Source organism: Brevundimonas vesicularis (assembly GCF_900445985.1).
Classification (GTDB): Bacteria; Pseudomonadota; Alphaproteobacteria; order Caulobacterales; family Caulobacteraceae; genus Brevundimonas; species Brevundimonas vesicularis_D.
The window spans coordinates 1125868-1149949 of the sequence record NZ_UAQP01000014.1 but is presented as its reverse complement, the minus strand read 5'-3'; the positions used below and the strand labels follow the sequence as shown (position 1 = coordinate 1149949).

The window sequence follows — 24082 nt, the reverse complement described above, 5'->3', positions numbered from 1 at the left end:
CCATCACCCACAATACGCTCGGATCGCCTGATCGGTCGTCGTCATCGACAATCAGCGGGCGTTGGCGATCAGCCGGCCGCAGTCGGCGTCCTCGGCCAGACCCGGATCGACGAAGGCGAACAGGGCCGTCACCGGCGCCACCACCGCACCCAGCAGGCCCGCCAGACCGCCCTGCGACACCACCGAACCGACATCGACCCCGACCTTGGGCGCGGTCAGAGGGCCGGAGACGGTGATCGGCGCCCACAGACGCAGCAGACGCGGCTTCTTGGACTCACCGTCGATCCTCAGGTTCAGCGTCTCGGCGCCCAGGTTGATGCTGCCCTTGCCCTGGGCCAGCACCACATCGGTGTCGATGACGAAGGTGCGGGCGGTCGCCGTGCCGCCGCTGACGTTGAAATCGGCGACGGCGCAGCGAATCTGGCTTTCCGACTGGTCGCCGCTCAGCAGCTTCAACAGGCCCGCGCTGGCGTTGATGCCCAGCAGTTCGGCGAAGGCCGCCCGCATCTTGCCGTTCGGCACCACCAGGCTAAGGGAGCCTTTCGACGCGGCGGCGAAGTCGTGGATCGAGGCCCCCGGTCCCTCCAGCTTGGCCCGGCCGAGCGCCCGACCGCTGAGCGGGACCGATCCATTGCGCGCAGGAATGATGGATTCCAGCGGATAGCCCGCCAGCCGCAGATCGACGCTGCTGTAGGGCGTCGCCTTCGTCGCGTCGATCCTCGCCGTGCCGTTCAGCGCGCCCCTGTTGAAGTCGAAGCTGATCGGATCCAGCTTCAGAATGCCGTCCTTCAGATCCGCGCCGAGGTTCACCTGACGCACGTCGAAGGCGTTCGCCTTCACCGATCCGGCGCGGTAGGACAGGGTCCCGTCCATGGTCTGCAGCCGCTCGGTCTGGAGTTTGGCGTCGGGCAGCAGCTTGCCGCCGACCACGACCGGCGCCTCGGTGTCGGTGCCCGCCGCATTGGTCCGGGTCCGCGCGCCCAGAACGGCCGCCAGGTCGTCGATGTCCAGACGACGCGAAGTCAGGTCGGCGTCGACGCGCAGACGCTGGGCGGCGTCGACCCTCACCTGGCCCGACAGATCGGAGGCGCCGACGCGTCCATCGAAATCCTTGAAGGTCCAGACCCGCTCATTGCGGTTCAGCGCCCCCGACAGCCGATAAGGCGGCGTATTGGGCAGGGTCACGCCCGTCAGCAGATACAGATCCGACAGATCGCGCCCCTGCATGGTCAGGGTCGCATCGAACCGCCCCAGATCGAACGGCCGCGTGATGGCGCCCTTGGCGATCAGCGATGACCCTGCCCCATTGACGGCGGCCTCGAAGCGATAAGGTCGGTTGCGACGAATGTTGACGAAGGGGCCGCCCTCGACCTTCAGCGTCAGTGGCGATCCGTTCACGGCGCCGCGCCCTTCCAGCAGGAAACCCGCTGCGCCCCCTGCGGCCTCGCGCGCATTGACCGCCGCCTCCAAGGTCAAACCTCGCCGCTGTTCATCGAATGACAGCTGGCCGTCCTTGATGACCAGTTGCTGGATCACCGGCAGGTTCAGCCCCTCGCCCGTATCCGGCTTGTCGGGATTCAGCACCCAGCTCTTGCGACCGTCCTTGGTCGAGATCAGGACGACGCGGGGTCGGGTGAAGCTGAGCAGGGGCATCTCCACCTGACCGGCGAGCAGTTTTCTCAGTCGCACCGAAGCGCGAATTTCATCGACGGCGGCCGTGTCCCGATCCGACGCCCAGTCTGGCCCGCCGATCTTCAGCCCGCGCACCACGGCGGACGGGGTCCAGCTGAACAGATTGACGTCCAGATCGCCGGTCAGGGCGATCTGGCGATCGTATTTGACCGAGGCCCAGCGGCCGATGGGTCCGCGCAGCATGTTCCAGTCGAACAGGGCCAGGAAAAGAACGACGGCCGCCACGACGACCAGCACCACGCCCGCCGCCCATTTTTCCGCCGTGCCCGGTCGTCGAGCCGCCGCATAGACGGGATCGTTGTCGCGCACCCAGTCGCGCCACGTCAGCAGGCGCGCACCCGCCGGCGCCCACGCCCGCTCTTGAAGGGTGGTCTGAAAAGTCCGCCAATTCCGTAGGTTCGACAAGCGCTCGTCTCCGTCAGCCAGAGGAAACGCGCCAGACCCGGTTTGGCGCCGCAGCGTCAACCGTCGTCGATTTGACGTGAAGTTGTCGCATAATCTTTACAATCGCGAAGATCGGCGCATAATTCGTCAGAGTCCTGACCTTAATTCAGGCCGTGGAGGATTGCCGATGACCCGTTTTCTGACCCCCGCCCTGATCGCCGCCGCTCTGGCGACCGCAACGACGCCGGCGCTGGCGCAGAGTCCGCGACCGGCCGAGCGCGCGGCCGTGCTGCAAACCGTCAGGGTATGCGGAACCGATGTGGCGTCGCGCACGGCCTATCAACGCGACCACGGTGCGACGCCGACCTTCGTCACCGCCCAGCAAGCCGTCGCCGCCTATCAGTCGGGCCAGCGCTGGTCCGCGCCGCGCTGCATGACCGCGCATCAGTATGATCGCCTGGCCGACGCGCCGATGCAGCGCGCCGCGCTCTGATCCCGACCAAACGCGCATGAAGAAGGGGCGCGGTCGTCGGACCGCGCCCCTTTTTGTCGTCTGGACGGACGCCTCTTACTGCGTCGGCGTCAGATATTTGTTCAGCCAGCCGAACACCTCATTGTGCCATTGCAGGCTGTTGGCCGGCTTCAGCACCCAGTGGTTTTCGTTGGGGAAGAAGACCAGGCGGCTGTCGATGCCGCGCCGTTGCAGGGCGGTGAAGGTCGACAGGCCCTGGGCGGTCGGGATGCGGAAGTCGCGGTCGCCCTGAACCACCAGCATCGGCGTCTTCCAGTTATCGACGTGGTTGGCCGGGTTGAACTTCTGATAGCCCTCCGGCTTGTCCCACGGCGTGCCGCCGTATTCCCACTCGGTGAACCACAGCTCCTCGGTCGAATAGCCCATGCCGAAGGTGTCGAAGACGCCGTCGTGGTTGACCAGGCATTTAAACTCATTGGACCAGTTGCCGGCGATCCAGTTGATCATATAGCCGCCGTAGGAGGCGCCCAGCGCACAGGCGTTGTCGCCGTCCAGGAAGCTGTACTTCTGTTGAGCCGCCGCCCAGCCCTTCTGCAGGTCTTCCAGCGGGCGGTCGCCCCAGTGCTGGCTGATCGCATCGGTGAAGGCCTGGCCGTAGCCGGTCGAGCCGTGGAAATCGATCATCACCACCGCATAGCCCGCGCCCGCATAGGTCTCGGGATTCCAGCGATAGGACCAGCCGTCGCCGAACGAGCCCTGCGGCCCGCCGTGGATCAGGAAGGCGACCGGATATTTGCGACCCTCGACATAGCCGGCCGGCTTGATGACATAGCCGTGGACCGTTTCGTTGTTCCAACCGGCGAAGCTGAACTGCTCATACTCGCCGAACTGTTTGGCGGCGAAGGCGGGGTTGGACTGCGTCAGACGACGCGGCATTTCGCGACCCAGATAGGTCTTGAAATACAGGTCGCCCGGCTCGCGCAGGCTGTCCTGAGCGAAGACGAAGCCCGAGGGCGTCTGCTGGAAGGCCGAGACGTGGCCCGCGCCCGTGATCGGCGTGACCACGCCGTTGCGCGTATCCACCGAAAACACCTTGGTCGAACCGACATCGCCCGCCGTCGTGTACAGCGTCTGGCCGTCGCCCGACCATTGCAGCGTGTCGGCCGAGCGATCCCAGTTCGAGGCGATCTCGCGCTTTTGGCCCGTTTCGACGTCCATCAGCACGATCTGATAGCGATCGGCCTCGAAGCCCGGCCGCGCCATGGCGCGATATGCCAGGGTCCGTCCGTCCGGCGAGAAGACCGGGCCGGTGTCCCAGGCGTCGTTGCCGTCGGTCAGGTTGGTGAAGGTGCCGTCGCCCGACAGGCCGTTGGTCTTCCACAGGTCGAAGTTGGTGCTCCACGGCTCGGTCTGACCGGCGAGACGCGCGGAGAAGACCACGGCATCGCCCGACGGCGTGAAGACGAACTCGCTCTCGTCGCCGAAGGGCTTGGAGGGCGTGTCGCCGTCAAAGCCCTTGGTGATCCAGGTCGGCGTGCCCGTAGCCTTGCCGTCGCGGCCGATCGACTGGACGAACAGGTGGTTCTGGGTGTGGTCGTTCCAGGTGTCCCAGTGACGCACGAACATGCGGTCATAGACCTGGCCCGTCGTTTTCTGCTCGGCAATGGCCTTGCCCTGTTGGACCGAGGCGTTCAGGTCGGCCGCATTGGGATAGACGGCCAGCGACACCGCCACCTTGTCGCCCGACGGGCTGATCCGATAGGCGTTCACGTCGGTGGGCAGGTTCGTCACCTGAACCGGCGCCGACGTGGGCGAGGCCACGCGCCAGACCTGGCTCGCGCCCGACTTGCCCGACAGGAAATACAGATTGCCGTCCCCGCCCCAGCGCGCGGTGTTGGCGCCCTGATCCGAGATGGCCAGGCGGCGCGGCGCCGTGTCAGGCGAATTCAGGTCCAAGATCCACAGGCTGCCGGCGCGGCTGTTGGCCTGAACATCGGTGGTCGTGACCGAATAGACGACATAGCGGCCGTCCGGCGACACCTGCGGATCGCCCAGCCGGTTGGCCGAGATCATGTCCTGATAGGTGAAGGCGTCAGGCGTCGCGGGCGCGGCCGGAACCGGCGCGGGCGGCACCTGGGCCAGGGCAGGCGCGGCGCTCATCAGCGCAACAGCCGCGCAGGCGGCGGACAGAAGGGAACGGTGACGCATCAAGATCTTCCTCGCGAAGCTTTCTGGCCGCGAGGCGTAGCACCCTGCCAAGGCGCGTCAATGGGTCGCTCAGCCCGCCGGCGCCGTATAGCGGCCCACCCAATCCAGGATTTCCTGCTGCCAGTCGACCCAGGTGCGGGGTTTCAGCACCCAGTGGTTCTCGTCCGGCACATGGACGAACCGGCTGGGCACGCCCTGACGCTGAAGCGCCGAAAAGGTCGCCAGCCCCTGCTCCATCGGCACGCGGAAGTCCTTGGAGCCATGCAGCACCAGCATCGGCTTGTTCCAGTCGCCGGCGTAGGTCTCAGGGTTGAAGGCGTCATAGACGGCCTTGCGCTCCCAGCTCGGACCACCGAACTCCCAGATAAAGTTGCCTATATCCATGGCGTTCATCAGCTGCGGCACGTCGAACACCCCGGCGTGGTTGACCAGGCAGCGCCACGGCCCGTTCCACTTTCCGGCGATCATATTGACCATATAGCCGCCGTAGGAGGCGCCCAGCGCGCAGGCCCGGTCGCCGTCGATCCACGGATTGCTCGACAGCGCCGCCGCCCAACCCTTCTCCAGATCCTCCAGCGGCCGGTCGCCCCAGTGATCGTTGATCGCGTCGGTGAAGGCCTGGCCATAGCCGGGCGAGCCGTGGAAGTTGACCATCACCACCGCATAGCCCGCGGCTGTATAGACCTGCGGATTCCAGCGGTAGGACCAGTTTTCGGTCCAGGGCGATTTCGGCCCGCCGTGGATCAGATAGACCGCCGGATAGCGCCGACCCTCGACCGCGCCCGCCGGTTTGAACACCCAGCCCTGCACCGGCTCATTGTTCCAGCCGGCGAAGGTGAAGGCCTCGCCCTTGGGCAGGTCCATCTGCGCCAGCACCTCGGCGTTCTGGCGGCTGATCTGGCGGGGTTCGCCGCGCGTCTGAACAAAGATCTGGGTCGGGGCGACGAAGCTTTCGTGGGCATAGGCCAAGACCCCGGCCTTCTCCTCATAGGCGCCGACCGTGCCGTTTCCGGTCAGGGGCTTGATCCGGCCGGTGCGGGCGTCGACCGAGAACAGCCGGTTCTGGCCCTCGTCCGCCGCCGAGACCAGCAGCGACCGGCCATCGGTGCGCCATTGCAGGCCGCCCGCGCCGCGATCCCAGTCGGTCAGTTTCCTGGCGCCGGAGCCGTCGGCCTCAGCGACCCAGACCGCCGTCTGATCCCCGCCGACATTCTCGCGCGGCGCCGACAGCCAGGCCAGCTGGCGACCGTTCGGAGAGAAGACCGGATTGCCGTCCGACCCCTTGTTCGCCTCCGTCAGATTGACCGGCGTCCCGCCATCTAGCGCCACGCGGAAGATGTCGCTGTTGCTGGTGAAGGCTTCGCCCGCGCCTTGCGTCTGCGTGCCGTAGACCAGGGTCCGGCCGTCCGGCGAAATGTCGAAACTGGAATCGCCGGCCGAGACATCGGCGTCCAGACCCGCCATCAGATCGCGCGGTTCGCCGCCACTCAAACCCGACCCGTTCAGCGGCTGGACGAACAGATGGGTGCGGCGCGTATCGACCCAATGGTCGAAGTCGCGCAGCGGCAGTCGGTCATAGGCCTGGAGCGTCGACTTGCCCCGGGCATCCAGCCGCGTCTTGGTGCAGGCCAGGGTGTCGCAATCGACGAAGACCGAGACGGCCAGGACCAGCGACGTGCCGTCCGGCGCGATGCGGAAGCCCGACACGTCGAAAGGCAGGGTCGTCACCTGGGCCGCCGCCATCCCGGCCGCATCCGTGCGCCAGACCTGGTTCGATCCGCCCCGCGACGACAGGAAATAGATCGCCCCGCCGTCCGGCGCCCAGCGCGCGCCCGAGGCGCCGCCTTCCGAGATCGCCAACTTGCGCGGCTCGCCACCCGACACGTCCGCCAGCCACAGGCCGTTGACGCCCTTGTTGCCGTCCCAGTCGGTGGTGCGCACGGCGTAGAGGATCTGGCGGCCGTCCGGCGAGACGCGCGGCTCGCTGACCCGCTCCATCATCGCCAGATCCTTCAGCGACAGGCCGCGCGATGCGGGCGCCGGAGCGGAGGCCGGCGCGGGCGAGGCCTGCTGCGCCAGGCTGGGCGCGGCGGCCAGGATCAGGCTTCCAAAGGCGACCGCCGCCATCCAGCGTGAACGCGTCATGTCTTCATTCCCCAAAGCTTTTCGACAGTGATAGGGGCCGCCCGTCCGATCGCCAAGCGTCCACGACGCCGCGCATCTTGCCCCCTCCGACCGAACCGGCGACAAGAGATCTTTCATGACCGCCGCCACCCTTCCCGCCCGCCGTCAGCCCCACATCGTCGATGTGCTGATCGCCGAACGCGCGCCGCGCCTGACCGCCTCGCCGCTGTGGCCGGTCGTGCGGCCGGCGCTTTACGGCGTGCTGGGCTATGGGGCGGCGGTGCGAATGGCCGACGCCATCCGCGACCTGTCGGGAACCGAGACCTTCGACTACGTCTCGGACCTGCTGAGGCTGAAGGTGACGACGACGAATCTGGAGCGCCTGCCGGCGACCGGCCGCTGCGTCGTCGTCTGCAACCACCCCACCGGCATCGCCGACGGGGTCGCCGTGTTCGACGCGATCAAACAGCGGCGCACAGACATGATCTTCTTCGCCAACGCCGACGCCATCCGCGTCTCGCCGCGATTGGACGAGACCATCATCCCCGTCGAGTGGGTCCACGACAAACGCACCCGCGAAAAGACCCGCGCGACCCTGAACGCCGCCAGGGACGCGTTCGAGGCCGAACGCTGCGTCGTCATGTTCCCCGCCGGTCGTCTGGCGCGCGAGAAGAACGGCGTCCTGACCGATCCCGAATGGGCCCCGACCGCCGCCTCGATGGCGCGCAAATACGATGCGCCGGTCGTGCCCATGCATGTCACCGGCCCCTACAGCCGGCTGTTTCACCTGTTCGACAAGGTGTCGCAGGAGCTGCGCGACGTGACCCTGTTCCATGAGTTGCTGAATAAGGAAGGCAAGCCGTTCGGCGTCGATGTCGGCCTGCCCATTCCCGCCGACCGGCTGGACCTGGACGCCGCCAAGGCCACCGAAGCGCTGAAGACCTTCACCGAACGCACCCTGGCCGCCGATCCTGACGCAGTGTTCGCATGAAGATCGCCCTGCCCGACGCCGAGGCCACCACCGCCCTGGGCCAGGCCATCGCCCCCCTGCTGGCGGCGGGCGACAGTCTGCTGCTCTACGGGCCGCTGGGCATGGGCAAGTCGACCCTGGCGCGCGGCCTGATCCGCGCCCTGACCACGCCGGATGAGGACGTGCCCAGCCCGACCTTCACCCTGGTCCAGTTCTATGAGTCCGACCCGCCGGTCGCCCATTTCGACCTCTACCGCTTGACCCGGCCGGAAGAGGCGTTCGAGATCGGGCTGGACGAGGCGCTGGACGAGGGGTGCGTCGTCATCGAATGGCCCGAGCGCCTGGGCGAGGAACCGGGCCGGTTCCTGGGGCCGGACCAGCTCATCATTCATCTGTCCGAGATCACCCTCGACGCGGCCTCGGAACGCCCTCAAGCAGACGGGCTCCGCGAGCCCGTCGATAGGGCTCTGCAAGGAAGGCTTGCGACCGTTTCCGGCGTAGGCCGATGGAAAACGGGGCTGAAGGAACTGCATGTCTGACCGCGAAACCCTCCGTCTCGACTTCCTGAAGGCCGCCGGCCTGGCCGACGCCGTGCGCGCGCCCCTGCCCGGCGACGCCTCGACGCGGCGGTATGAGCGGCTGACGCCGACGACCGGTCCGACCTTGATGCTGATGGATCAGGCGCCCGCCGCCGAAAGCCAGCCGTGCGATCCGCGCTGGACGCCCGAGCAGCGTCACGCCGCCGGCTGGAACGCCGTCGCCCGCCTGTCCGCCGGCCGGATCGAGGCCTTCGCCGCCGTCGCCGCCCATCTGAAGTCTCTGGGCCTGTCCGCTCCTGAGATCCCGGCCCTGGACGCCGCCGACGGCCTGGCCGTGCTGGAGGATTTCGGAGACGACCTGTTCGCGCGCGTAATCGAAGACGGCGCCGACGAGACGCCCCTCTATCTGGCCGCCATCGAGGCCCTTGCCGTGCTGCACGAGGCCGGAAACCCGCCGCAGACCCTGCACGGCCCCGGCGGCGACTGGCCGCTGCTGACCTATGACGAGACGGCGCTTCAGGGCGGGGCTGATCTGTTCGTCGAATGGCTGCCGAAGCTCGACGACCGCGTCCGCTTCGACGCCGCCGCCATCGGCGACTGGCGCGCGGCCTGGGCGCCGATCGTCGCCTCCGGCGCGGCCGGAGCTTCGGTCATGGCCCACCGCGACTATCATGCGGAGAACCTGATCTGGCTGCCCCAGCGCGACGGCCCAGCCCGCGTCGGCATGATCGACTTCCAGGACGCGGTGCGCGCCCACCCGTCGTGGGACCTGCACTCCCTGCTGCAGGACGCCCGTCGAGACGTGTCGCCGGCGCTGGAGGCCGAGGCGCTGGACCGCTATTTCGCGCTGCGGCCCGGCATCGACCGCGCCGCCTTCATGGCCGACTACGCCGGCCTCGCCGGCCTGAACGAGGCGCGGATCATCGGCATCTTCGCCCGGCTGATCGCGCGCGACGGCAAGCCGCGATACCGCCATTTCCTGCCGCGCATGTGGCGACACCTGAACGCCAATCTGGACCAGCCGGCCCTGGCACCCGTCGCCCGCTGGTTCGACCGTCACGTTCCTGCCGAGGTGCGCGCATGACCGCTCCAAAGACGGCCCCCAAGACCGCAATGGTGCTCGCCGCCGGCCTGGGCACGCGCATGCGCCCCCTGACCGACGACCGACCCAAGGCCTTGGTCGAGGTGCAGGGCCGCGCCCTGATCGACCATGTGCTGGACCGACTGGCGGACGCCGGGGTCGAAACCGCCGTGGTCAATGTCCACTGGTTCGCCGACCGGCTGGAAGCGCATCTGGCGGCGCGCGGCCAAAATCCTAAAAATCGCGGCCCCGAGATCGTGATTTCCGACGAACGCGCCGTGCTGCTGGAGACCGGCGGCGGGCTGAAGAAGGCCCACGCCCTGCTGGGCGACGATCCCGTCTTCGTCTCCAATATCGACAGCGTCTGGATCGATCGCGGCGACGCCCTCGCCGATCTGATCCGCCTGTGGAACCCCGAGACGATGGACGCCGCCCTGCTGCTGGCCCGCCGCGAAGGCTCCATCGGCTTTGATGGCGACGGCGATTTCTTCATGGCCGACGACGGGACGCTGACGTTCCGTGGCGACGCACAGTCCGCGCCGTTCGCCTATATGGGCGTCCACATCACGCGCCCCGGATACGCCGATCACGGTCCCCACGGCCCCTTCTCCCTCAGCCCCCTGTGGCGCAATTCTGCCGCCGAGGGACGTCTGTTCGGCTGTGTTTTGGATGGCGACTGGATGCACGTCGGCGACCCGCAGGCGCGGGATGAAGCCGAGGCGAAACTGGCGGGAGAGGCGTGAGCGCCTTCGACCCATTCCTAGGCGACACGCCCCGCTGGTACGCCATACCGGCGCATCGGCCGTTCCTCGAAGACCTGGCCGCCGGCGTCCTGGCCTGGTTGGGCGATCTGCCGCCCGAAACCCTGTCGGACGCCACCATCCTGTTGCCCAACCGCCGGGCCGCGCGCGCCTTTACCGGCGCCCTGTCCAAGCTGTCGCAGGATCGCCCCATCCTGCTGCCTCAGGTGCGGCCGCTGGGCGATCTGGAGGAGGACGAGCCACCGTTTACGCCCGGAGCCCTGGGTCTGGACCTGCCGCCCGCCATCCCCGCCCTGACACGCAGATTCGAGATGGCGCGGATGATTGTCGAACGGTTCGATGCGTCCCTGAGCCCGATGCGCGCGCTGGATCTGGCCGATGCGCTAGGCGGCTTCCTCGATTCCTGCCAACTGGAAGAGATTCAGAACCCCGAGCGGATCGCCACACTGGTCGACGGCGAGATGGCCGAACACTGGGAACGGTCGGCCGAGTTTCTGGGCCTCGCCGTCGAGGCCTGGCCGAAGCGTCTGGCCGAACTGGGTCTGGTCGATCCGGCCTGGCGTCGCGCGACTCTGCTGCGCCGCCTCGCCGAGCTGTGGGACCGCGAACCGCCGCGCCAGCCCGTCATCGCCGCCGGCTCGACCGGCACCGTCCCCGCCGCCGGCGACGTGCTGAAGGCCGTGGCGCGGGCGCCGCTGGGTTGCGTCGTCCTGCCCGGCCTCGACCTGGATCTGGACGCGGGCGTCTGGGATCGGCTGGACGAACAACATCCGCAAAGCGCGATGAAGCGGCTGCTGGACCGCTGCGAGATCGCGTGCGAGAGCGTCCGCCCCTGGTTCCGGCCCGCCGTTCCTGCGGCCGTCGAGGCGCGCGGACTGGCGCGCCAGCGGCTTGTCAACGAAGCCCTGCGTCCGGCCGAGGCTACCGACGACTGGCGCCGCGCCATCCGCGACCTCCGCTCGGCCGCCGCCGCGCGCGGCGAGGCGCGCGACCCCATCGCCGAAGGGCTGCAGGGCCTGTCGCTGCTGAGCGTGCGCGCCGAGGAAGAGGCCGCCGCCGCCATCGCCCTGATGATGCGCGAGACCTTGGAAACGCCGGGGAAGACCTGCGCCCTGGTCACGCCGGATCAGGCCCTGGGTCGCCGCGTCGCCGCCCGGTTGGAACGCTGGGGCGTCATCCCAGATTCGTCCGCCGGCGCCCCGCTGTCGCGCCTGCCTGCCGGGGCCCTGATCGATCTGTGCGCCCGCTGGATCGCCGATCCGGTCCAGCCCCATCTGCTGCTCGCCGTCGTCAAACATCCGCTGGTCCAGTTCGACCTGGGCGACGCTCCTCAGGCCGCCGCCGTCGCCGCGCTGGAGGAACACGCCCTGCGCGGTCCCCGCCCGCGCGACTTCGCCGCCATCCATCGCCGCCTGCTGGAGGCGGTCCAGCCCGACCGGCGCGGCAAGGCGCCGCCGGAATGGAAACAGGCCCGGCTGTCGGCCGCGACCCGCCTTGTCGATCAGCTTCAGGCCGCCGTCGAGGCCGCGACCGCCGCCTTCACCCCCGACGCGGATCTGAACGTCGCCGCCTCGGCCCTGACCCGGCTGATCGAAACCCTGGCCGGCCAGAAGGCTTGGGCGGGTCCCGACGGCGAGGCCGTCGCAGCCCTGTTGTCCGGCTTGATCGAAGGCGGGGCGTCGCTCGGCCGCATCCGCCGCGCGGAACTGGCCGAACTGGTCACGTCCCCGGTCAAGGAAAACGTCGTGCGGACCGGCGGGGCGACACATCCGTCGCTGCGCATTCTCGGCGCCATCGAAGCGCGTCTGGTCAGGGCGGACCGGATGATTCTGGCCGGGCTGGAGGAGGGCGTCTGGCCCCAGGCGGCCCCGACCGATCCCTTCCTGTCGCGCCCGATGCGAAAGGCGCTGGGCCTGCCCCCGCCCGAGCGTCGCCTGGGCCAGACGGCGCAGGATTTCGTCCAGGCCGCCTGCGGCGACGAGGTCATTCTGATCCACAGCGAGCGGCGCGGCGGCCAGCCCGCCGTCCGCTCGCGCTGGTTGTGGCGGCTGGAGATGCTGACGCGCGGCGCGAACGCTGTCGAAACGCCCGTCGCCATCGCCCGCCCGGCCGCCGTCATCGACTGGGCCCGCGCCCTGGATGCGCCGCCGCCCGGCCCGCCGCAGTTCGCCAAACGCCCAGAGCCGCGCCCGCCCGTGCATCGCCGTCCGCGCAGCCTGTACGTCACCCGCATCGAACGCTGGGTGCGCGACCCCTACGCCATCTACGCCCTGTGGGTGCTGGGGCTGGAGGCGATGGAGCGGCCCGGCGCGTCTGCCGAAGCGCTGGCGCGCGGCAACGCCGTCCACGCCGCCATCGAGCGGCTGACGCTGGACTGGCCGAACGACCTGCCCGACGATTGCGAGGCCATCCTGCACGACCATCTGCTGCGCGAACTGGGCGCACGCGGGTTCGAGGATGCGGCCATGGCCCGCGAGGCGCCGCTGGCCCGCAACTGCGCCCGCTGGCTGACCGAGTTCGAGCGACGGCGTCGGGCGCGCGGCGTCGATATCCTGGTGGAACAGCAGGGGACGATGACCTTCGACGCCCCAGCCGGCCCCTTCACCGTCAAGGCCTTTGCCGACCGCATCGAACTGGCGTCGGACGGCGCGGCGGTCATGGACTTCAAGACCGGTGCGGCGCCGTCCGCCAAACAGGTCAAGTCCGGCTTCGCCCCGCAACTGACCCTGACTGCCGCCATCCTGGCCGACGGCGGGTTCAAGGACACCAACGGCCCGGTCACGCCCGACGAACTGACCTATGTCCGCGTGGTCGGGCGCAAGACGGCGGGCGAAGTCGTCACCCGCGCCTCGGGCTCTGAGGCCGCCGACCTGGCCCAGGCGGCGCTGGACGGGCTGAAGCGCCGCGTCGAACGGTTCGACGACGAGAACACGCCTTACGTCTCCTGGGCCGCGCCCCAGTTCATGGGCAACCAGGGCGGCAACTACGATCATCTGGCCCGCGTCTGGGAATGGTCTGTGATCGGCGATGGGGACGAAGAATGAGCATCGCCCCCCAGATCGTCGCCGCCGATCCGCGCCTGACCGTCTTCGTCACCGCCAACGCCGGTTCGGGCAAGACAACCACCCTGGTCAACCGGGTGGCGCGGCTGCTGCTGGATCAGGTCGATCCCGGCGCCATCCTGTGCGTCACCTACACCAAGGCCGCCGCCGCCGAGATGCAGGCCCGACTGTTCGACCAGCTGGGCGGTTGGGCCGTGCTGGACGACGCCGCACTATCGCGCGAACTGGCCCGGCTGGACGACGGCGACCCGCAGGCGATGGATCACGCCGCGCTTTCCCGCGCGCGCAAGCTGTTCGCCCGCGCGCTGGAAACGCCCGGCGGACTGAAGATTCAGACCATCCACGCCTTCTGCGAAAAGCTGCTGCGCCGGTTCCCGCTGGAGGCTGGGGTCTCGCCCCGCTTCACTGTGCTGGAAGACCAGGCGGCGACCGCCCTCAGCCACGCCGCGCGCGAAGACCTGGCCCGCGCCGCCGTCGCCGATCCTGACGGCCCCATCGGCCAGGCCTACAGCCATTTCGCCGTCGAGCTGGACTGGCAGCGGTTCCAGGCCCTGCTGTCGATGATCGAGGCCAAGCGCGCCGATCTGCTGGACTATATCGACCGCGCCGAGGCCGGAACCGCGCCCGATCCCTGGTCCCTGACCGGCGCCGAGCGCGACCGCAGCCCGGAGGATCTGGAGCAAGACTTCGTCGCCTTCATCGATCCCGGCGAATGGAACCGCATGGCCGAGGCCATGGAAACCGGCTCGGCCAACGACAAGAAGATCGCCGACGCCATGAGCGTCGCCGCCCCGCCCTATGCCGGCTTCGCAACCTTAGCCGGGGTCTTCTGCACCCAGGCGGGCGAACCGCGAAAAAGCATGGGCACAAAGTCGGCGCCGCAGGGCGCGGTCGGCTGGCTGCTGGACCTTCAGACCAAATTCCTCGCCACGCGCGAGGCGCTGCGCAAGGCCAAGGTCGCCGACGATACGGTCAAGGTCCTAACCCTGGCCCGCGCCCACGCCGCCTTTTACGAGGCCGCCAAGGCCCAGCGCGGGGCGCTCGACTTCCCCGATCTGGTCGCGCGCGCCGCCGCCCTGCTGACCCAAAGCGGGGCCGCCGCCTGGGTGCTGTACAAGCTGGACGGCGGGGTCGATCACGTCCTGATCGATGAAGCCCAGGACACCGCCCCCGAACAATGGGCCATCGTGCGCGCCCTGACCGGCGAGTTCTACTCCGGCGAAAAGTCCGGCCGCACCGTCTTCGCCGTCGGCGACGAGAAACAGTCGATCTATTCCTTCCAGGGCGCCCGCCCCGAACGGCTGCGCCAGGAACGCGGGGCCTTCCTCGCTCTGGCCGAGGGCGCCGGCGAACCGTTCGCCGGGCCGGAACTGAACACCTCCTACCGATCGACCGAGGAGGTGCTGGCCTTCGTCGACGCCGTCTTCGCCGACCCGGACCGCACCCGCGCCCTGACCGGCCCGCAGGGCGACATCGCCCGACACCTGCCCGCCCGCATCGGCCAGCACGGCGCCATCGACCTGTGGCCCCTGTTCCTGGACGAGCCCGCGCCCGAAACCGACGCCTGGGACGATCCCGTCGATCAGGAAAGCGCCGGCAGCGCCCGCAAGCGCCTGGCTCGCGACTTGGCCCGCGAGATCCGCCGCCAGGTCGAAAGCGGGATCGCCGTCTTTGATCGCAGCACCCGCGACCTGCGCCCCGCCGGCTATGGCGACTACATCGTCCTGGTCCGCCGCCGTGACGCGACCTTCGAGGAGATCATTCGGGCGCTAAAGACCGAAGGCGTGCCCGTCGCCGGCGCGGACCGGCTGAAGCTGTCCAGCCATATCGTCTTCGACGACCTGATCTCGCTGGCGCGTTTCGCCCTCTTCCCCGACGACGACCTGTCCCTGGCCGAGGTGCTGCGCAGCCCGCTGTGCGATGTGGACGAGGACGGCCTTTATGCGCTGGCCGGCCGCGAAGAGCGTAAGGCCGGCCAACTGTGGCGCGACCTGCGCGACCGGGCGCACGAACGCCCAGAATGGGCCCGCGCGCGCGATGCGCTGCAAGCCGCCATCGGCGCACGCGGCGGAGATCCCTTCGCCTTCTTCTCCCAGGCCCTGAACCGGGTGGACGACTTAGGGGTTTCCGGCCGCGCCCGCATCCTGGCCCGACTGGGGCGCGAGGCGGAAGAAGCCATCGACGAGACCCTGAACCAGGTGCTGGCCGCCGAGAACCGGGGCGCGATCGACCTGGAGACCTGCCTGGCCCAGCTGGAGGCCGCCGACGTCGAGGTGAAGCGCGAACTGGAGGGCGCGCGCGGCGAGGTCCGCGTCATGACCGTCCACGGCGCCAAGGGGCTGGAGGCGCCCATCGTCATCCTGCCCGACACCACCATGAAGGCGAAGGCGCAAGGTCCGTCCCTGATGCCCGCGGTCACGCCGGAGGGCGAGGGCGAGGCCTGGCTTATGGCGCCCGGCTCGGCGAAGGACGACTGCCCGGCCTCGGCCGACGCCCGCGCCGCGCGCCAGGCCCGCACTGACGACGAGACCCTGCGCCTGCTCTATGTCGCCCTGACCCGCGCGCGGGACCGCGTCATCGTCATGGGCCGCGCCTCCAGCCGGGGGGCCGAGGCCGGCAGTTGGTGGTCGATCCTCTCGGAAACCTTCGACCGCCTGGGCGATCAGGTGCGCGAGGTCGACAACGGCGTGCGTCGCTATGGCGTCGATCCCGAGCGTCGCCCGGTCGCCGCCGATGAAGCGCGGTCCGTCGCCGCCCTGCCCGCCTGGGCCGCCTCGCCGCCCCCGGTCGACGCCGCCGCCCGTTTCGCCTCGCCGTCGCGGATGGAGGGCGGCGCGACCCGCATTCCCGCTCCCTCGCCCCTGGCCAGGACCGAGGCGGGGGTTGTGTCGCTGGGCCGGTTCCGGCGCGGCGACCTGATCCACCGGCTGCTGGAACGCCTGCCTGAGATCGCGCCGGCCGACCGCCCCGACGCCGCCCGTCGCCTGCTGGCCCGCGAGACCGATCTGGACGAGGCCCAGCGCGCCGAGATGATCGCCGCCGCCTTCTCTGTGCTGGACGACGCCCGCTTCGCCCCCGTCTTCGGTCCCGGCTCCCGCGCCGAAGTCGCCCTCACGGGTTCAGCGCCCGACCTGCCGCCCGGCGTCGCCATCAACGGCCGCATCGATCGGCTGGTGGTCACGCCCGAGAAGGTTCTGGTCGTCGATTACAAGACCAACCGCCCCGCGCCAGGCTCCGTCGAGTCGGTCGATCCCGCCTATGTGTTGCAGGCCGCCGTCTATGTCGCCGTGCTGAAGCGCCTCTACCCCGACCGCCCGGTCGAGGCCGCCCTGGTCTGGACCGACGGGCCCAAGCTGATGCCCATTCCTGAAACCCTGCTAGCGGCGGCGCTCAAACCCTAACCCCCGTCATCCTCGGGCTTGACCCGAGGACCGGGCGCCGGTCGATCTGTGCGTCGCCGTCTTCGCACGAGCGGCGGATCATCCGATCCTCGGGTCGGGCCCGAGGATGACGGACGGAGAGAGGGAGCGACGGCGGCAGTTGAATTGCCCGCGATTCGCTCCCACATCTGCCACCGAACCCGGACACATCCGGCCAACACCAACACGCGCTCATGCAGCGAGGCGCCGCGCGCCGAGCGATAGCGCCCAAGGAGCCATTCATGGCGACTGTAAAAGTAACCGACGAAAGCTTTGACGCCGACGTCCTGAAATCCTCGACCCCTGTCCTGGTCGACTTCTGGGCCGAATGGTGCGGCCCCTGCAAACAGATCGGCCCGGCGCTGGAACAGATCGCCGACGAACTGGGCGGTCAGGTCACCGTGGCCAAGATCAACATCGACGACAGCCCCATGACCCCGTCCAAGCTGGGCGTGAAGGGCATTCCGACCCTGATGCTGTTCAAGGACGGCCAGATGGCTTCGATGAAGGTCGGCGCCATGCCCAAGGGCAAGATCGTCGAATGGCTGGCCGAGGCCGGCGTCAAGGCCTGAGCCTTTTCGACCCTGTCGGATCAAGCGCCCGCCGGTCCGACCGGCGGGCGTTTTTCATGCTAGGATGGCGCCATGAGCGACGAAGACACCCCGAACCCGACTGACGATATCCCCGGCGAGACCCCGGTCCAGAAGGCCCTGCGCCTGAAGAACGCCAGGCTGGATGCGCGCGCCAAGCCGCCGCGCGGCGGTCGCTTCCAGCGCGAACAGGCCGCCCGCATCGCCGCCGGCAAGTCCAAGCCCTGGATGACGCGCTAGACCGGCCAGGTCTCCTCGCTGGCGCCCAGGACCTCGCCGGCCAGATACAGCGATCCGCAGATGGCGACCCGGCCCGCGCCCAGGCGCAGCGCCAGGTCCAGCGCCTCGCCCACCGATCCCGCCGGGGTCGCCGCCAGCCCATGCCCGCGCGCCACGGCCGCCAGCGCCGCCGGCTCGGCTGCGGCCCCGTCGAAGCCGACGGTGAAGACGGTGGCCTGGCTGTCCTTCAACGCGGCGAAGAAACCGCCCGCATCCTTGTTGTTCAACATGCCGCAAATCAAGGCCAGGGGACGCGGCGCCCGCGCCTGACGCTCGGCCAGAAACACCGCCAGCGCCCGCGCCGCGTGGGGATTATGCCCCCCGTCCAGCCACAACTCCGCCTCCGCCGCCTTGGCCGCAGCGCCATAGGGGCCGCCCGAAATCCGTTGCAGCCGTGCGGGCCAGCGCACGCGCTTCAGCCCCTCGGCGATCGCGGCCTCGGGCAGGTCCAGTTCGACCGCCGCTGCCACGGCCAGGGCCGCATTGTCGATCTGGTGCGCGCCTGCCAGCGCCGGCGCCGGCAGGTCCATGAACAGTTCGGCCGTCTGGAACGCCAGACCGCCCCGCTCGGCCCAGGCGTCGAAGTCGACTCCCAGCACGGTCAGCCGTGCATGGACGTCGGCGGCGCGACGTTCGATGGCCGCCATCGCCTCTTCCTTCTGGCGCGCGATCACGGCCGGCGCTCCGGCCTTCAGCACGCCTGCCTTTTCCGAGGCGATGGCGGCCAGATCCGTGCCCAGGAACTCCGCATGGTCGTAATCGACCGGGGCGATGACGCTAAGCAGCGGCCGCTCGATCACGTTTGTGGCGTCCAGCACCCCGCCCAGCCCCACTTCGATGATGGCCAGATCGGCGGGCGTCTCGGACATGGCCAGGAAGGCGGCGGCGGTGGTGCTTTCGAACACCGTGGCCTCGCTGTCCGTCTCGGCCATGACCGCCTCGATCCGGTCCAGGATCGCGTTCAGATGATCGTCCTCGATCAGCGTTCCACCCAGTCGGATCCGCTCGTTGAACCGGACCAGATGGGGCGACGTGTAGGCGTGCACCTTCAGCCCCGCCGCCTCGGCGATGGCGCGGATCAGGGCCACGGTCGACCCCTTGCCGTTGGTCCCCGCCACATGGATCACCGGCGGAAGCTTGTGCTGCGGATCGCCAAGGGCCGCGCACAGCACGCGCATTCTTTCCAGCGAAAGGTCGATCCGCTGGGGGTGGCGCGCGCGTAATCGTTCGGAGACGGGATCCATCCGCCTCCTTTACCCCCTGATTTCGAGAACCGCGACATGACATCCAGTCCTCAGATCAGAACCGCGGCGCGCCTCGTCCTCGCGGCCGTCTTCCTGGGCGCAGGCGTGCTGCATCTGATGGTCCCCGGCCCCTTCGTGCGGATCACGCCGGCGTGGGTTCCGCAGCCGGCCCTGGTCGTGGCCCTGACGGGGATCGCCGAACTGCTGGGCGCGGCGGGTCTGATGATCCCGCGCCTGCGGATCGCCGCCGGCTGGGCGCTGGCCGCCTACGCCGTCTGCGTCTATCCGGCCAACATCCAGCATGCCGTGAACTTTATGACGTCGGGCGCAGGGTTAGGCTGGGCCTATCACGGCCCGCGCCTGCTGTTTCAGCCGGTCATCGTCTGGTGGTGCCTGTGGGCCTCGACCGCGATCGACTGGCCCTTCAGACGGTCTCAGGCGGCGGCGCGGGCGCCGTCCATCAGCATGGACAGGATTTGACCCAGGGTGCGCGGCAGGTCGGCGCGGGTGACGACCCGGTCCACCATGCCCTTTTCCTGGAGATATTCGGCGCGCTGGAAGCCGGGCGGCAGCTTCTCGCGGATGGTCGCCTCGATCACGCGCGGTCCGGCGAAGCCGATCAGGGCCCCCGGCTCAGCCAGATGCACATCGCCCAGCATGGCGTAGGAGGCCGTCACCCCGCCCGTCGTCGGGTCCGTCAGGACCACGGCGTAGGGCAGTCTGGCGTCTTTCAGCTCTTCGATGGCCAGAGTGGTGCGCGCCATCTGCATCAGCGACAGGGCGCCCTCCTGCATCCGCGCGCCGCCGGCGGCGGTGAAACAGACCAGCGGAACCTTGCGGCTGACCGCCTCGCGCGCCGCCTTGATGAAGGCCTCGCCCGCCGCCATGCCCAGCGACCCGCCCATGAAGGTGAAGTCCTGAACGATCACAACCGCGTCCTGACCGCCGACCGAACCATAGCCGATGGCCATGGTGTCCTTGCGGCCCGCCGCCTTGCGCGCGGCGTTCAGGCGATCCTTGTAGGATTTGCCGTCCGAGAATTTCAACGGATCTTCGGGCACGTCCGGCGTGTCGATGGACTGGAAGACGCCGCCGTCGAAGGTGGCCTTCAGGCGGGTCGGCGCATCGATGCGCATATGCCGGCCCGACGGCGTCACCCAGAGGGCGGCCTCCAGGTCCGAGCGATACAGCATCTCGCCGCTGTCGGGATCCTTGACCCAGAGATTGTCCGGGGTGTCGCGGCGCGACACGATCTTGCGCACGCCGGGCGCAAAGCGGTTCAGCCAGCCGCCGCGCTTTTCCTGAGGCTTGGTCTTGTCGTTCATCCGCGCGCTCTTAGACGGTTTCCGCCACGGAAGCACTAGCGGCGACGGATCGAACCGCATCGCCCAGCGCCTTCACCCGGGCCAGAACGCGCGCCGCGACGGGTTCGTTCGCCTCCAGCGCTGCCGCCACCTCGTCCACCAGGGCCGAACCCACGACCACCGCATCGGCGACGCGCGCGATCTCGGCGGCCCGTTCCGGCGTCTTGACCCCGAAGCCGACCGCGACCGGCAGACCCGAGGCCTTGCGCACCCGCTCCACGGCAGGCGCCACGATGTCGGCGTTGGCTTCCTTGACGCCCGTCACGCCCGCGACGGCGACGTAATAGACGAAGCCCGACGTGCCCTGGACCACGATCTTCAGCCGGTCGTCGTCCGAGGTCGGCGTCGCCAGGCGGATCAGCGAGATCGAAACCTTGTCCAGCGCCTCGATCAGCGGCCCGGCCTCTTCCGGCGGACAGTCCACCACGATCAGCCCGTCGATGCCGCAGTCGGCCGCATAGGCGGCGAAGGCGTCATAGCCCAGGCTCTCGATCGGGTTCAGATAGCCCATCAGCACGATCGGCGTGGCGTCGTCGCCCTGACGGAATTCCCTGGCCAGATCCATGGTCGAGCGCAGGCCGAAACCCGCCGCCATGCCCCGGATCGCCGCCCGCTGGATCGGCGGCCCCTCGGCCATCGGATCGCTGAACGGAAAGCCCAGCTCGATGATGTCCGCGCCCGCTGCGGGCAGGCCGTTCAGGATCGCCAGCGCCTCTTCGCGCGACGGGTCGCCCCCCATCACATAGGGAATGAAGGCCGCACGGCCCTCGGCCTTCAGCGCCTTGAAGCGCGCGTCGATACGGGCGGTGGTCATTGTTGCGGCGATCCGGCGGCGGCAGGCGGTGTCGCGGCCGCGGCAGCCGCGCACACGTCGCCCGGAATGGTGGCGAAGCCCAGATAGCCGGGCAGTTCGGCGACGGCGGTCTTGGTGGTGTCGTAGAAGGCGACCATCTGCATGCCGTCGCAGCCGCCGGCCTCACGGCGCTTTATGAAGACGACGCGGTTGTCGTCGCCGCCGGCGGCCAGCCAGTTCTTGGTTTCCAGATCGGCGATATAGGCGTCGGCCAGAGCGCCGATCTGGCCCAGCTGTGCGGTCACGCAATAGGCCCGCCCCGTCAGATTGTTCAGCCCTCCGCAATCGGGCGACAGCTCCGCGCCCGGCAACAGGCCGACGTCGGCCGGACCGCCTTGCGGCGCAGCGGGGGCCGGCGTCGGGGTAGGCGTCTGGGCCTGCGCAGCGGCGGCGGACAGGCTGAGGACGGCGGTCGCCGCAAGAAGTGTACGGATCACAGGTTCACTCCCAGATGTTTGGCGACCTGGAAGATGTCCTTGTCGCCGCGCCCCGACATCAGCAGGACGACGTCGCCGCCCTTGCCGACTTCGCGCGCCACTTCGCCCGTCCGCGCCAGGGCGTGGGCGGGCTCCAGCGCCGGAATGATGCCTTCCAGCTTCGAGCACAGCTGGAACGCCTCCAGCGCCTCATTGTCCGTCGCCGAGCGGTATTCGGCCCGGCCGATGTCGTGCAGCCAGGCGTGTTCCGGCCCGATGCCCGGATAATCCAGACCCGCCGAGATCGAGTGCCCCTCGACGATGTTGCCGTCCTCGTCCTGAAGCAAATAGGTCCGGTTGCCGTGCAGCACGCCCGACCGCCCGCCCTTCAGCGAGGCGGCGTGGTCCGGCGTATCCAGCCCATGGCCGGCCGCCTCCACGCCGATCAGCCGCACGCCCTCGTCCTCGATGAAGGGGTGGAAGGCGCCGATGGCGTTCGAGCCGCCGCCGATGCAGGCGACCACCGCTTCGGGCAGCTTGCCCATCCGGGCCATCGACTGGCGCTTGATCTCCTTGCCGATCACCGACTGGAAATCGCGCACCATGGCCGGATAGGGGTGCGGACCCGCCGCCGTGCCGATGATGTAATAGGTGTCCGAGACGTTGGTGACCCAGTCGCGCATCGCCTCGTTCATCGCGTCCTTCAGGGTCGCGGCGCCGGCCGTGACCGAGAAGACTTCCGAACCCAGCAGACGCATGCGGAACACGTTCGGCTGCTGCCGCTCCACGTCCACCGCGCCCATATAGACGGTACAGGGCAGGCCAAAGCGCGCCGATACGGTCGCCGAGGCGACGCCGTGCTGACCCGCGCCGGTCTCGGCGATGATGCGCGTCTTGCCCATGCGGCGGGCCAGCAGGATCTGGCCCATGCAGTTGTTGATCTTGTGCGCGCCCGTGTGGTTCAGGTCCTCGCGCTTCAGCCATATCTTGGCGCCGCCGAAATGTTCGGTTAGGCGCTCGGCGAAATACAGCGGGCTTTCGCGACCGACATAGTGGGTCAGAAAGCTGTCCAGCTCGGCCTGGAAGCTGGGGTCCGCCTTGGCCGCCTTGTAGGCCGCATCCAGCTCATGGATCAGCGGCATCAGGGTCTCGGCCACGAACTGACCGCCGTACGGACCGAAGCGACCCTGCGCGTCCGGCCAGGCGTAGGCGTTCGACAGCGGCTGGGTGGAATCGGCGGCTTGGATGGGGGCCACGATGGGGGTCTGGGCGTTCACGGGTTCGACTTTCACGCGGGGAGGCGTCGCAATTACGACCGGCGCGCGTTTTGGATGAAGGCGGCGATCCGGCCTGCGTCCTTAACACCCGGTGTGCTTTCCACGCCAGAGGACACATCCACCATGGGCGCGCCCGTCATCTTCAGCGCCTCGGCGACATTGTCCGGGTTCAAACCACCCGCCAGGAACCACGGATGGCGAAAGGCGCGGCCAGCCAGCAGGGTCCAGTCAAAGCTGTGCCCCACCCCGCCGGGCAGAGCCGAACCCTCCGGCGGCTTGGCGTCGAACATCAGATGATCGGCCGCATCATCCCAGGCGTCGGCGGCGACGAAGTCGTTCGCCTGCCGGATCGGCAGGGCCTTGATCACCCCAGCGCCCGTCAGCGCCCTGACGCGCTCTGCCCGTGCCGGCGCCTCGGTCCCATGCAGTTGGATGAAGTCGGGCCTCAGCGTCCGGGCGATCTGCTGCAGCAGGGCGTCGTGGGGATCGACCGTCACCGCCACGATCTTCGCCCGCCCCCGCGCCCGCTCGAACAGGACGGCGGCGGCTTCGGGCTCCAGATGGCGCGGACTTTTGGGAAACACCACCGCCCCCACGAAGTCCGCCCCGCCCTCCAAGGCGACGTCCAGCGTGTCCGGCGTGGTCAGTCCGCAGATTTTGATCTTGGTCGTCATGGCACGATCACCGACAAGCCGATGTCGCGCGCGACCGCGGCCATATCTCCATCAAGCGTCGCGAGAATACAGCCATGCCGCATGGCAAGGGCTAGATGGACACTGTCGGGCGCGCGCAACCGAACGTCGTTTCTCACCAATCGACGCGCAGCGACGATATCGGCGTTAAGAACGTCCAGAACGACGCGTGTCGATAACCAATGGTCGAGATCGAGTTCGAGCCTGCGTCGATCACGATCGATCAGTCGTTTCATCCGCGACTGCACGGATAAGGCCGATGTGAACTCGGTCGCGGTCCAAGCGCTCAAGACAAGTGCATCAACACTTCCTGCCCAATCCAGGACACGGACGGTGTGATCATCTTCGTGCAACAGCGACACCAGCACGCTGGTGTCCAGATAGACCGTCAAATCTCTTCGTCCCGCATCATCCGCACGAGTGTGACGGAATCCATCGGTACGGTCGGCTTCACGCGAACGCGTTTGAACCATTCGACGTCAATGGGCCCCGACGTCGGAACGACCTCCTGCGCCGGCTCCAGCCGCGCGATCGGCACGCCGCGTCGCGTGATAGTCACGGCCTCGCCCGCCAACATGCGATCCAGCAGCTTGGGCAGGTTGTTCTTGGCTTCGGCGACGGAGTAGCTGGACATGGCCATCAAGATAGCCATCCG

At 68.8% G+C, this 24082-nt stretch carries 21 protein-coding genes; 10 read left to right on the top strand and 11 right to left on the bottom strand.

All coding sequences use genetic code 11. The features are described from left to right. Positions 1-51: 51 nt before the first annotated feature. Entirely contained in the window at positions 52-2097 is a 2046-nt protein-coding gene (locus tag DT343_RS14710) for an AsmA family protein (protein ID WP_112863831.1), read from the bottom strand. Positions 2098-2263: 166 nt separating this feature from the next. Between DT343_RS14710 and DT343_RS14705 the strand changes: the two genes are divergently transcribed. Then, the gene (locus DT343_RS14705) at positions 2264-2569 is read left to right on the top strand and encodes a hypothetical protein (RefSeq protein ID WP_112863453.1); all 306 of its coding nucleotides are present in this window, start codon (positions 2264-2266) and stop codon (positions 2567-2569) included. Between the two features lie 75 nt (positions 2570-2644). Here the strand turns inward: DT343_RS14705 and DT343_RS14700 are convergent, their stop codons facing one another. Then, positions 2645-4756, bottom strand: a complete 2112-nt coding sequence (locus DT343_RS14700; RefSeq protein ID WP_112863452.1) for a S9 family peptidase — start codon at positions 4754-4756, stop codon at positions 2645-2647. 69 nt (positions 4757-4825) lie between these two features. Next, positions 4826-6901, bottom strand: coding sequence for a S9 family peptidase (locus tag DT343_RS14695; RefSeq protein ID WP_112863451.1), 2076 nt, complete (start codon positions 6899-6901; stop codon positions 4826-4828). A 115-nt stretch (positions 6902-7016) separates the two neighbouring features. Here DT343_RS14695 and DT343_RS14690 point away from each other — a divergent pair, with 115 nt between their 5' ends. From DT343_RS14690 to DT343_RS14655, 8 genes are all read left to right on the top strand, one after another. Beyond that, the gene (locus DT343_RS14690) at positions 7017-7871 is read left to right on the top strand and encodes a GNAT family N-acetyltransferase (protein WP_112863450.1); all 855 of its coding nucleotides are present in this window, start codon (positions 7017-7019) and stop codon (positions 7869-7871) included. Next, on the top strand, positions 7868-8389 hold the full coding sequence (gene tsaE / locus DT343_RS14685) for a tRNA (adenosine(37)-N6)-threonylcarbamoyltransferase complex ATPase subunit type 1 TsaE (protein ID WP_112863449.1): 522 nt from the start codon (positions 7868-7870) through the stop codon (positions 8387-8389). Before DT343_RS14690 ends, tsaE begins: the two co-directional genes overlap by 4 nt. Then, positions 8382-9473: an N-acetylmuramate/N-acetylglucosamine kinase AmgK gene (gene amgK, locus DT343_RS14680; RefSeq protein ID WP_112863448.1), complete on the top strand. Its 1092-nt coding sequence runs from the start codon at positions 8382-8384 to the stop codon at positions 9471-9473. The genes tsaE and amgK overlap by 8 nt, the downstream gene beginning before the upstream one ends. A 29-nt stretch (positions 9474-9502) precedes the next feature. After that, complete coding sequence (gene murU / locus DT343_RS14675) at positions 9503-10213, top strand: N-acetylmuramate alpha-1-phosphate uridylyltransferase MurU (RefSeq protein WP_112863447.1); 711 nt, start codon at positions 9503-9505, stop codon at positions 10211-10213. Next, positions 10210-13275 (top strand): double-strand break repair protein AddB, encoded by a 3066-nt coding sequence (gene addB / locus DT343_RS14670; RefSeq protein WP_112863446.1) that lies wholly within the window; start codon positions 10210-10212, stop codon positions 13273-13275. The genes murU and addB overlap by 4 nt, the downstream gene beginning before the upstream one ends. After that, positions 13272-16694 carry a double-strand break repair helicase AddA gene (gene addA, locus DT343_RS14665; RefSeq protein WP_112863445.1) on the top strand — a complete coding sequence of 1141 codons (3423 nt, stop codon included), beginning with the start codon at positions 13272-13274 and terminating at the stop codon, positions 16692-16694. The genes addB and addA overlap by 4 nt, the downstream gene beginning before the upstream one ends. Before the next feature lie 260 nt (positions 16695-16954). Further along, a complete protein-coding gene (gene trxA / locus DT343_RS14660; protein ID WP_017506226.1) occupies positions 16955-17284 on the top strand; it encodes a thioredoxin in 330 nt (109 codons plus the stop codon). Between the two features lie 72 nt (positions 17285-17356). Continuing rightward, positions 17357-17542 carry a hypothetical protein gene (locus DT343_RS14655; RefSeq protein WP_112863444.1) on the top strand — a complete coding sequence of 62 codons (186 nt, stop codon included), beginning with the start codon at positions 17357-17359 and terminating at the stop codon, positions 17540-17542. Here the strand turns inward: DT343_RS14655 and DT343_RS14650 are convergent. Further along, positions 17539-18825, bottom strand: coding sequence for a bifunctional folylpolyglutamate synthase/dihydrofolate synthase (locus DT343_RS14650; RefSeq protein WP_112863443.1), 1287 nt, complete (start codon positions 18823-18825; stop codon positions 17539-17541). The two genes, DT343_RS14655 and DT343_RS14650, sit on opposite strands and share 4 nt — an antisense overlap. 36 nt (positions 18826-18861) lie before the next feature. On the opposite strand from DT343_RS14650, the gene DT343_RS14645 reads away from it, so the two are divergent. After that, positions 18862-19305: a DoxX family protein gene (locus DT343_RS14645; protein ID WP_112863442.1), complete on the top strand. Its 444-nt coding sequence runs from the start codon at positions 18862-18864 to the stop codon at positions 19303-19305. Here DT343_RS14645 and accD read toward each other — a convergent pair. The 7 genes from accD to DT343_RS14610 all read right to left on the bottom strand — a co-directional run bounded on the left by accD (position 19260) and on the right by DT343_RS14610 (position 24079). Beyond that, a complete protein-coding gene (accD, locus tag DT343_RS14640) occupies positions 19260-20150 on the bottom strand; it encodes an acetyl-CoA carboxylase, carboxyltransferase subunit beta (RefSeq protein WP_112863441.1) in 891 nt (296 codons plus the stop codon). The two genes, DT343_RS14645 and accD, sit on opposite strands and share 46 nt — an antisense overlap. Positions 20151-20160: 10 nt before the next feature. After that, on the bottom strand, positions 20161-21003 hold the full coding sequence (trpA, locus tag DT343_RS14635) for a tryptophan synthase subunit alpha (RefSeq protein ID WP_112863440.1): 843 nt from the start codon (positions 21001-21003) through the stop codon (positions 20161-20163). Continuing rightward, positions 21000-21479 (bottom strand): hypothetical protein, encoded by a 480-nt coding sequence (locus tag DT343_RS14630; protein ID WP_055807772.1) that lies wholly within the window; start codon positions 21477-21479, stop codon positions 21000-21002. Before DT343_RS14630 ends, trpA begins: the two co-directional genes overlap by 4 nt. Then, positions 21476-22678 (bottom strand): tryptophan synthase subunit beta, encoded by a 1203-nt coding sequence (trpB, locus tag DT343_RS14625; protein WP_181669228.1) that lies wholly within the window; start codon positions 22676-22678, stop codon positions 21476-21478. Before trpB ends, DT343_RS14630 begins: the two co-directional genes overlap by 4 nt. A gap of 89 nt (positions 22679-22767) precedes the next feature. Further along, positions 22768-23409 (bottom strand): phosphoribosylanthranilate isomerase, encoded by a 642-nt coding sequence (locus DT343_RS14620; protein ID WP_112863439.1) that lies wholly within the window; start codon positions 23407-23409, stop codon positions 22768-22770. Beyond that, positions 23406-23819, bottom strand: coding sequence for a type II toxin-antitoxin system VapC family toxin (locus tag DT343_RS14615; protein WP_181669203.1), 414 nt, complete (start codon positions 23817-23819; stop codon positions 23406-23408). Before DT343_RS14615 ends, DT343_RS14620 begins: the two co-directional genes overlap by 4 nt. Further along, positions 23816-24079 carry a type II toxin-antitoxin system Phd/YefM family antitoxin gene (locus DT343_RS14610; RefSeq protein ID WP_112863437.1) on the bottom strand — a complete coding sequence of 88 codons (264 nt, stop codon included), beginning with the start codon at positions 24077-24079 and terminating at the stop codon, positions 23816-23818. The genes DT343_RS14615 and DT343_RS14610 overlap by 4 nt, the downstream gene beginning before the upstream one ends. Positions 24080-24082 lie beyond the last annotated feature (3 nt).

Excerpts from the sequence above, each read along its gene's own strand:
- DT343_RS14705 (WP_112863453.1), top strand. The coding sequence starts at position 2,264 with ATGACCCGTTTTCTGACCCCCGCCCTGATCGCCGCCGCTCTGGCGACC.
- DT343_RS14700 (WP_112863452.1), bottom strand. The coding sequence starts at position 4,756 with ATGCGTCACCGTTCCCTTCTGTCCGCCGCCTGCGCGGCTGTTGCGCTG.
- DT343_RS14695 (WP_112863451.1), bottom strand. The coding sequence starts at position 6,901 with ATGACGCGTTCACGCTGGATGGCGGCGGTCGCCTTTGGAAGCCTGATC.
- DT343_RS14690 (WP_112863450.1), top strand. The coding sequence starts at position 7,017 with ATGACCGCCGCCACCCTTCCCGCCCGCCGTCAGCCCCACATCGTCGAT.
- tsaE (WP_112863449.1), top strand. The coding sequence starts at position 7,868 with ATGAAGATCGCCCTGCCCGACGCCGAGGCCACCACCGCCCTGGGCCAG.
- amgK (WP_112863448.1), top strand. The coding sequence starts at position 8,382 with ATGTCTGACCGCGAAACCCTCCGTCTCGACTTCCTGAAGGCCGCCGGC.
- murU (WP_112863447.1), top strand. The coding sequence starts at position 9,503 with ATGGTGCTCGCCGCCGGCCTGGGCACGCGCATGCGCCCCCTGACCGAC.
- addA (WP_112863445.1), top strand. The coding sequence starts at position 13,272 with ATGAGCATCGCCCCCCAGATCGTCGCCGCCGATCCGCGCCTGACCGTC.
- trxA (WP_017506226.1), top strand. The coding sequence starts at position 16,955 with ATGGCGACTGTAAAAGTAACCGACGAAAGCTTTGACGCCGACGTCCTG.
- DT343_RS14655 (WP_112863444.1), top strand. The coding sequence starts at position 17,357 with ATGAGCGACGAAGACACCCCGAACCCGACTGACGATATCCCCGGCGAG.
- DT343_RS14650 (WP_112863443.1), bottom strand. The coding sequence starts at position 18,825 with ATGGATCCCGTCTCCGAACGATTACGCGCGCGCCACCCCCAGCGGATC.
- DT343_RS14645 (WP_112863442.1), top strand. The coding sequence starts at position 18,862 with ATGACATCCAGTCCTCAGATCAGAACCGCGGCGCGCCTCGTCCTCGCG.
- accD (WP_112863441.1), bottom strand. The coding sequence starts at position 20,150 with ATGAACGACAAGACCAAGCCTCAGGAAAAGCGCGGCGGCTGGCTGAAC.
- trpA (WP_112863440.1), bottom strand. The coding sequence starts at position 21,003 with ATGACCACCGCCCGTATCGACGCGCGCTTCAAGGCGCTGAAGGCCGAG.
- DT343_RS14620 (WP_112863439.1), bottom strand. The coding sequence starts at position 23,409 with ATGACGACCAAGATCAAAATCTGCGGACTGACCACGCCGGACACGCTG.
- DT343_RS14610 (WP_112863437.1), bottom strand. The coding sequence starts at position 24,079 with ATGGCTATCTTGATGGCCATGTCCAGCTACTCCGTCGCCGAAGCCAAG.